This is a genomic window from uncultured Campylobacter sp., from assembly GCF_937996225.1.
Lineage (GTDB): Bacteria > Campylobacterota > Campylobacteria > Campylobacterales > Campylobacteraceae > Campylobacter_B.
This window is the reverse complement of the sequence record NZ_CALKTC010000035.1, coordinates 25,610-31,848: the sequence shown is the minus strand read 5'-3', so window position 1 is coordinate 31,848 and position 6,239 is coordinate 25,610. Positions and strand designations below refer to the sequence as shown.

The following is a 6,239-nucleotide window of genomic DNA, read 5'->3' as shown; positions in this document are numbered from 1 at the left end:
AATTTAGCCTATTTTAAGGCCAGCTAAAGTCTGGCTAAATTTCTTTTAATTTACCTAACCACTTTATAATGTCAAGAAATTTAACAAAGGAGAGATGATGAACTATCTTGAAATTTTAAAATTTCGGCTCGCGCAGCATTTTAAGGGCTGGCGCGAGAGCGTCTGCAAAGCCCATAAATTTTTCAAATTCTTCCGCGCTAAGCTCTGCGCTAAACTCCGCTCCCGCAGCGCCAAAGCTCGCTTCATAAACGAAACCCGATTTTTTTAAAAAATGTTCAAATTTAGCCACCGCCGCAAACGGCACGAAAAATATGCACTTCTTACGCAGCACGAATTCCACTAGCTCTGCGGCGTCCGCGGCGGCGTCTATCGCGGCATTTGCGCTACTAGCGTATGCGCGCACGAGCCCGCCCGTGCCTAGCTTGATGCCGCCGAAGTAGCGCACCACGAGCACGGCAGCATTAATTAGCTCGGCGCCGCGAAGCGCGTTTAGACACGGCGCGCCCGCAGTCGATTTGGGTTCGCCGTCGTCGCTCGAGTTTTCTACGATCTGCCCGGGCTCATTCAGCGCGCGATACGCCCAGACTATATGGCGCGCCTTTGGGTGTTGCCGTCGCAACTGCGCACGCAGCGCCTCGAAGCTCGCTAGCGGCGCTAGATAGGCGATGAAGCTTGATTTTTTGATCTCCTGTGCGGCGCTGATCTCTTTTTCAATCGTTTTCAAGGCTTTCCTTTGCAGAATTTTATCTTTTTTGCATTATAATAAAAGTTCAAAAAAAGATCAAAGGAGCTTCATGATCCAGACTTGTTTATTTCCCGCGGCGGGCTACGGCACGCGCTTTTTGCCCGCGACCAAATCGCTACCTAAAGAGATGCTTCCGATCCTTACGAAGCCGCTCATTCACTACGGCGTGGACGAGGCGTTGGAGGCGGGCATGGACAATATGGCCTTCGTCACGGGTCGCGGTAAACGCGCGCTGGAGGATTATTTCGACCGCAGCTACGAGCTGGAGGATCAAATTTCAGGCAGCAGCAAAGAGTATCTGCTCGACGAGATCAGAGCGCTTATGAAGCGCTGCACCTTCTCTTTTACGCGCCAAGAGCAGATGAAGGGACTTGGTAACGCAATTTATACGGGTAAAATTTTAATCCGCGACGAGCCTTTCGGCGTGGTGCTAGCAGATGATCTGTGCGTGAACGAAAAGGGCGAGGGCGTGCTTGCGCAGATGGTTAAAATTTACGAAAAATACCGTTGCAGTGTCGTTGCAGTAATGGAGGTGCCGCCGCAGGACGTAAATAAATACGGCATCATCGCAGGAAAGAGCATCAGCGACGATCTGATAATGGTCTCGGATATGATAGAAAAGCCCGAAGCTAGCGAGGCTCCGTCGAGCTTAGCCATCATCGGGCGCTACATCCTAACGCCTAATATTTTCGATCTCATCGAACAGACGGCGCCAGGTAAAAACGGCGAGGTGCAGATTACCGACGCGCTTTTGAAGCAGGCTCAAAACGGCGTGGTGATCGCGTATAAATTTAAAGGCACTCGCTTCGACTGCGGCTCAGTAAAAGGCTACGTGGAGGCGATCAAATATTTCTACGAGCGAGAATTCGGCGATGGTAAAAAATGAGCTGTTTTTCCCACCGGCAAAAGAGGGCGCGCTAGAGGAGGTAGCGGCAAAGATCCGCGCCGAATACGAAAGCGGCGAGATAGGCTACTACCGCTTGCCGCAGCAAGGCGCAGACGAAATAGCGCGGGCGGAGGAATTTTTTAGCGCACGAAGCTACGACGAGATCGTGCTTTTGGGTATCGGCGGCTCCAGCGTGGGCGTGCGAGCGCTTTATGAGATGCTGCGTCCGCGCGTAAGAAAGAATTTGCGCTTTGAAATTTTGGATAATCTCGACGGGCACAGTGTAAACCGCGCGCTTGAAGGGTTAAATTTTGCTCGCACTATCTTCATAGTATCCTCCAAATCGGGCGGCACGATCGAGACGATCTCGCTTTTTAAGGTCGTTTTGCAGCGTTTTGGAATTTCAAATTTAAAAGCGCTAGCAAAAAATTTCATCTTCATCACCGATGCAGGCTCGCCGCTAGATGTCTTCGCGCGCGAGCACGGTGCCTGCGTGATAAATATGCCCGCTAACGTAGGCGGCCGTTTTAGCGTGTTAAGTGCGGTAGGGCTAGTGCCCGCAGTTGGGCTAGGCCTTGATGCAAGCGCGATGCTACGCGGAGCTGCCGCCGCAAAAGAGCGGTATCTGGATGAAATTTTAGCAGGCGATCCCGCTAAAATCGCGGAGAATAAAATTCTACGAAAAGCCTATCACTACGCCACACACAAAAGTGCGAAAATTAATATCCTTTTTAGCTATGGCGACGCGCTGCGCGCATTGGGCGAGTGGTACGTGCAGCTATGGGCGGAAAGTCTAGGTAAAAAGATCGGCTTTAGCCGCGAGGGGCTTACTCCTGTAGGGCTTGTAGGCTCGCGCGATCAGCACAGCTTCCTTCAGCTCATAATGGACGGCGTAAAGGATAAGACCGTGACTTTCTTAAAGCTCACGGACAACGGCACTACGGACGCGGTACCTGGTATCAGTCTGCAAGGTCTTGAGGGCTGCGACTTCGTAAACGGCATGCGACTGGATGAGGTGCTAAATCTTCAGTGCGATGCTACGCTGCAAGCCGTGCTAAATGAGGGTATCAGCGTCGATCTAATCGAGGTTTCGCGGCTTTGTGAACAGAGCGTGGGCGAGCTATTTTACTACTTCGAGCTGCTAACCAGCGCTACTGGAGCGATACTGGGCGTCAGCACTTATGATCAGCCGGGCGTCGAGGTAGGCAAGAGAATTTTAAAATCGCTAGTTTTAAAATCGCGAGATTAGAATTTGCGGCCCTAGCTAGACGGAATTTCGTCGGGTCAAATTTTACTAAAGTAAGATTTTGCTCGCTCCCTATTTTACTTAGGCTAAATTTTATAATTTTAAAATTTACGCCGCGGAATTTTGATTTCGCGCTACGAGCGTTTAGAATTTTGTCGCGAAATTTCACGTCAGAATTCCAAGATTGCACCGCGAGACCTAAAAATTTTGCGACTTGCGAGCGCACAGGGAGATGAAATGAAAATCACGAAGATCGATCACTTCGTCCTAGTTACGGAGGATCTGCAAAAATGCGTGGAATTTTACGAAGGGATTTTGGGCTTAGAGCATGTTTGCGAGGGCGGCAAACACAGCCTGCGTTTCGGCTCTTCAAAGATCAATATCCACACCCACGCGGGCGAGTTTGCGCCGTTTGCAGCGCGTCCTATCGCGGGCTCGGCGGACTTTTGCCTCATCTACGAAGGGCAAAGCGCGCCGCAGCTCAAAACGGAGCTTGAAAGCAAAGGAGCGCAAATAGAGCTTGGCGTCGTGCCTCGCACTGGAGCGCGCGGCGCTATGCAAAGTATCTATCTGCGCGATCCTGACGGCAATCTCGTAGAGCTCGGCGTATATGAAAACAGCGAAGATTAGCGCGCAAATTTAAAGGCAAAATTTCAAGCGGAGCATTAGAATTTAAATTTTCTAAATTTTACCTTTTTGCTAAATACCGACAAGGTGCGCGGGACGGTATCTAAATCTATATGCGTTTTGCGCATAAAATACTCTCTTAATTCCAGATACTCTTTTTTGCTATAAATCAAAACATTTATAATTCTAAGATCGCCCGTTTCGCCGTATATCACAAGCCGGTCATAGACGCCTAAGCATCTGAAACTGCCATTTTAAGATGCATCAATATGCTCGCTCCGAATAGGCTAATTGCTATCATCGAAATTAGCGCGATCATCGCATGCATTCCGCGCATAACGTATGCACCCAAAGGCCAAAGCGACAAAAACAGCATTTCGGGTATGCTTATCCTCTGCTGCCGGTCCCAGCGAGGATCAAAACTGATCGCAACGGCGCCGATTTGTTCAAGCTTCAAAGATTTATAAGCTTTATCTTCTTTGTAATATTTGATATCCGAATCGTTAAATACGAAATAGACGCCCTTTTGTTGCTTTCGCCTGATAAAAAACATTACCAAAGCGAAAGGGAGTAGTCTAAAATTTTTGGACTCAATGGGATTTACTACGGTAACGACCGAGATGAATAATAAGCATCCTATAAGCGTAGCAATCGTGGAATATTTCATATAATCGTAAAAAGCATAGTCTTTTATTATTATCGGATCTTTGTCGTAATCTCTAACCCTAGCTTCTTTGTTCCTTGTATCCATAACCGCCCGCTTTAGCTAAGATAATATTTTTCTATTTTATCAATATCGATATGTTTTCTAATCAAAAACCATTCTTTTATTTCGTTTAGCCTTTCTGTATCATATACGCAAACTAAATAATTTTTTGCCGATAAAATAGAGCTTAAATAATAAGTATTTTCCTGCTCATAGTACGGATAATCCACTACGATTGCAGAAAAGAATGAAAAATTCTTAAAATTGCCTACAATTAAAAAGTGAAAAAATATTTTCAAAAAGATTGCAGAAAGTATTGAAAAAATGAAGAATAATAAAATTTGCGATGATAGAAACGATAGGGCTGCAATAGAAAAAATTATAATAATATTATAAATGAAGCGACGAATCTTATCATCGTTGCAATACCCCCAAAATGGTCTGCTTATCACATAATTTAAATGAATATTGTTCGTCCTTCTCTCAAGCTCGCCGTTGTTATAGAAATCTATAGAATTATTCATAAAGTAGATTTTTCGATTATTATTGCTTACGCAGCAGCTATAAATAAGTCTCAATGCTATTGCTATAAAAATTCCAAATATAATACTAGAGCCTATTTCCATCATCGATATATGATGTTTTGAAAAAATTAAATCCCATATGCTTAGAATATATCCGCCTAAAATCATAGGCATATATAAAAACGTAATTGTAGATATCAATAGCCTCTCATAATTTTTTACTATTATCGGCTCTTTGTCGTAATCTCTGGCTTTTTGTTCATTATAATTTTCCATTATTTCAAGCCCATTTTTAAAAATAGATATAAATTTATAATAGCTTAATTGACAAAATACTTTTATAAACGTTGCCTGACTTCTTTCTTAATAACCTCTTCCCTCGTCATTTTATCCTCCTATTAGATAAACAAGTAATCTTTCTTAATGCTATTTATATTTATGCTTTTTCGTAAAAAATATTCTTTAATTTCATCATAAATTTTTTGATTATAGAGATAAACAAGATAATATCTTGGATAAACGGGTTTGTTCCTAAACCATCTGCCGTATGAGGGGCGTGCGATCCTAATAAACGACAGAGCCCTAAACCCTTTTAAATTCCTATTTATAAACAGATAAAGTATAAAATTTAATAAAAACCCGAATAAATATGTAAAGAATACCGCTATAAAAAATATATTCCACCACGTTATACACATAAAAATAGCGATAAAGTACAAAAATATCTTTTCAGATTTTCCTATCTCATATAAACTTGCCAAAATTCCGATAGAGAAATTTAAAGATAAAGCGTTTTTGTCAATTTCGCAGCGTTTTTCAACTAAGTCGTCGCTAATAAATTCTATATAATTGTTTGTAAATTTTATCTCTTGTCTAGGGCGGATTATAGTAAATATGGATATTATAACCGTAGATAGTAAAATAATGAATAAAATAGCAAAATACTGAACTATGTCAATATCTTTATGATTTATACAATCTATAATCAAAAATGCATGTAGCGTAGAGATCGGCAATAATAGGACTAAAGACGAATATACAAAAAATTTTTCATAATTTTTGATTGCTATCGGTTCTTTGTTGTAATCCCTTGCTTTGGAATTTTGCCGTAAAGCGCCACTATCATCCGAGATAAAATTTTGCAGCTCTGCGTTGTTTTCAAAGGCAGGATTCTGATCCGCTTCGGTTTCTAATTTGGCTTTTAAATTTAAAGCGCCAGGATCGGATTTTAGGGTTTCAAAATTTGAAGCTTCGGAATTCATGGATTCAGAATTCGAAACTTTAAAATTTGAAACTTCAGAATTCTGGATTTCAGAATTTGGGGCTTTAAAATTTTCATCGTTAGAATTTTGTTCCGAGCTCTGCTTTGGCTCTTGAAGCCACTTTTGTAGTAGCCTTTTTAATTCCTCAAGCCTGTTTTGATCCATTCGCCGCCTTTAAATTTGATGGACACGCCATTTTATACCCACACCACTTAAAGCTCAGTAAATTTTACCGCTCGTGCG

General features: G+C 42.8%; 8 protein-coding genes. 3 read left to right on the top strand and 5 right to left on the bottom strand.

The window, feature by feature from the left end; translation table 11 throughout:
* Positions 1-115: 115 nt before the first annotated feature.
* Positions 116-724 carry a YigZ family protein gene (locus tag Q0174_RS04845; RefSeq protein ID WP_298041993.1) on the bottom strand — a complete coding sequence of 203 codons (609 nt, stop codon included), beginning with the start codon at positions 722-724 and terminating at the stop codon, positions 116-118.
* Between the two features lie 70 nt (positions 725-794).
* Here Q0174_RS04845 and galU point away from each other — a divergent pair, with 70 nt between their 5' ends.
* The 3 genes from galU to Q0174_RS04830 all read left to right on the top strand — a co-directional run bounded on the left by galU (position 795) and on the right by Q0174_RS04830 (position 3,507).
* Entirely contained in the window at positions 795-1,631 is an 837-nt protein-coding gene (gene galU / locus Q0174_RS04840; protein WP_297945016.1) for a UTP--glucose-1-phosphate uridylyltransferase GalU, read from the top strand.
* Positions 1,618-2,880 (top strand): glucose-6-phosphate isomerase, encoded by a 1,263-nt coding sequence (locus tag Q0174_RS04835; RefSeq protein WP_298041991.1) that lies wholly within the window; start codon positions 1,618-1,620, stop codon positions 2,878-2,880. Before galU ends, Q0174_RS04835 begins: the two co-directional genes overlap by 14 nt.
* A 234-nt stretch (positions 2,881-3,114) precedes the next feature.
* Positions 3,115-3,507, top strand: a complete 393-nt coding sequence (locus Q0174_RS04830) for a VOC family protein (protein ID WP_298041990.1) — start codon at positions 3,115-3,117, stop codon at positions 3,505-3,507.
* 35 nt (positions 3,508-3,542) lie between these two features.
* Here Q0174_RS04830 and Q0174_RS04825 read toward each other — a convergent pair whose 3' ends face one another.
* The 4 genes from Q0174_RS04825 to Q0174_RS04810 form a co-directional block, all read right to left on the bottom strand.
* On the bottom strand, positions 3,543-3,719 hold the full coding sequence (locus tag Q0174_RS04825; RefSeq protein WP_298041988.1) for a hypothetical protein: 177 nt from the start codon (positions 3,717-3,719) through the stop codon (positions 3,543-3,545).
* A 17-nt stretch (positions 3,720-3,736) separates the two neighbouring features.
* Entirely contained in the window at positions 3,737-4,255 is a 519-nt protein-coding gene (locus Q0174_RS04820; RefSeq protein ID WP_298041986.1) for a hypothetical protein, read from the bottom strand.
* Between the two features lie 11 nt (positions 4,256-4,266).
* A complete protein-coding gene (locus tag Q0174_RS04815) occupies positions 4,267-5,010 on the bottom strand; it encodes a hypothetical protein (RefSeq protein ID WP_298041982.1) in 744 nt (247 codons plus the stop codon).
* Positions 5,011-5,132: 122 nt separating this feature from the next.
* Entirely contained in the window at positions 5,133-6,161 is a 1,029-nt protein-coding gene (locus Q0174_RS04810; RefSeq protein ID WP_298041980.1) for a hypothetical protein, read from the bottom strand.
* Positions 6,162-6,239: the final 78 nt, after the last annotated feature.

What these genes read in the sequence shown, in the direction of transcription:
- Q0174_RS04830 (WP_298041990.1), top strand. Translation starts at nt 3,115, where the DNA reads ATGAAAATCACGAAGATCGATCACTTCGTCCTAGTTACGGAGGATCTG.
- Q0174_RS04835 (WP_298041991.1), top strand. Translation starts at nt 1,618, where the DNA reads ATGGTAAAAAATGAGCTGTTTTTCCCACCGGCAAAAGAGGGCGCGCTA.
- galU (WP_297945016.1), top strand. Translation starts at nt 795, where the DNA reads ATGATCCAGACTTGTTTATTTCCCGCGGCGGGCTACGGCACGCGCTTT.
- Q0174_RS04810 (WP_298041980.1), bottom strand. Translation starts at nt 6,161, where the DNA reads ATGGATCAAAACAGGCTTGAGGAATTAAAAAGGCTACTACAAAAGTGG.
- Q0174_RS04820 (WP_298041986.1), bottom strand. Translation starts at nt 4,255, where the DNA reads ATGGATACAAGGAACAAAGAAGCTAGGGTTAGAGATTACGACAAAGAT.
- Q0174_RS04815 (WP_298041982.1), bottom strand. Translation starts at nt 5,010, where the DNA reads ATGGAAAATTATAATGAACAAAAAGCCAGAGATTACGACAAAGAGCCG.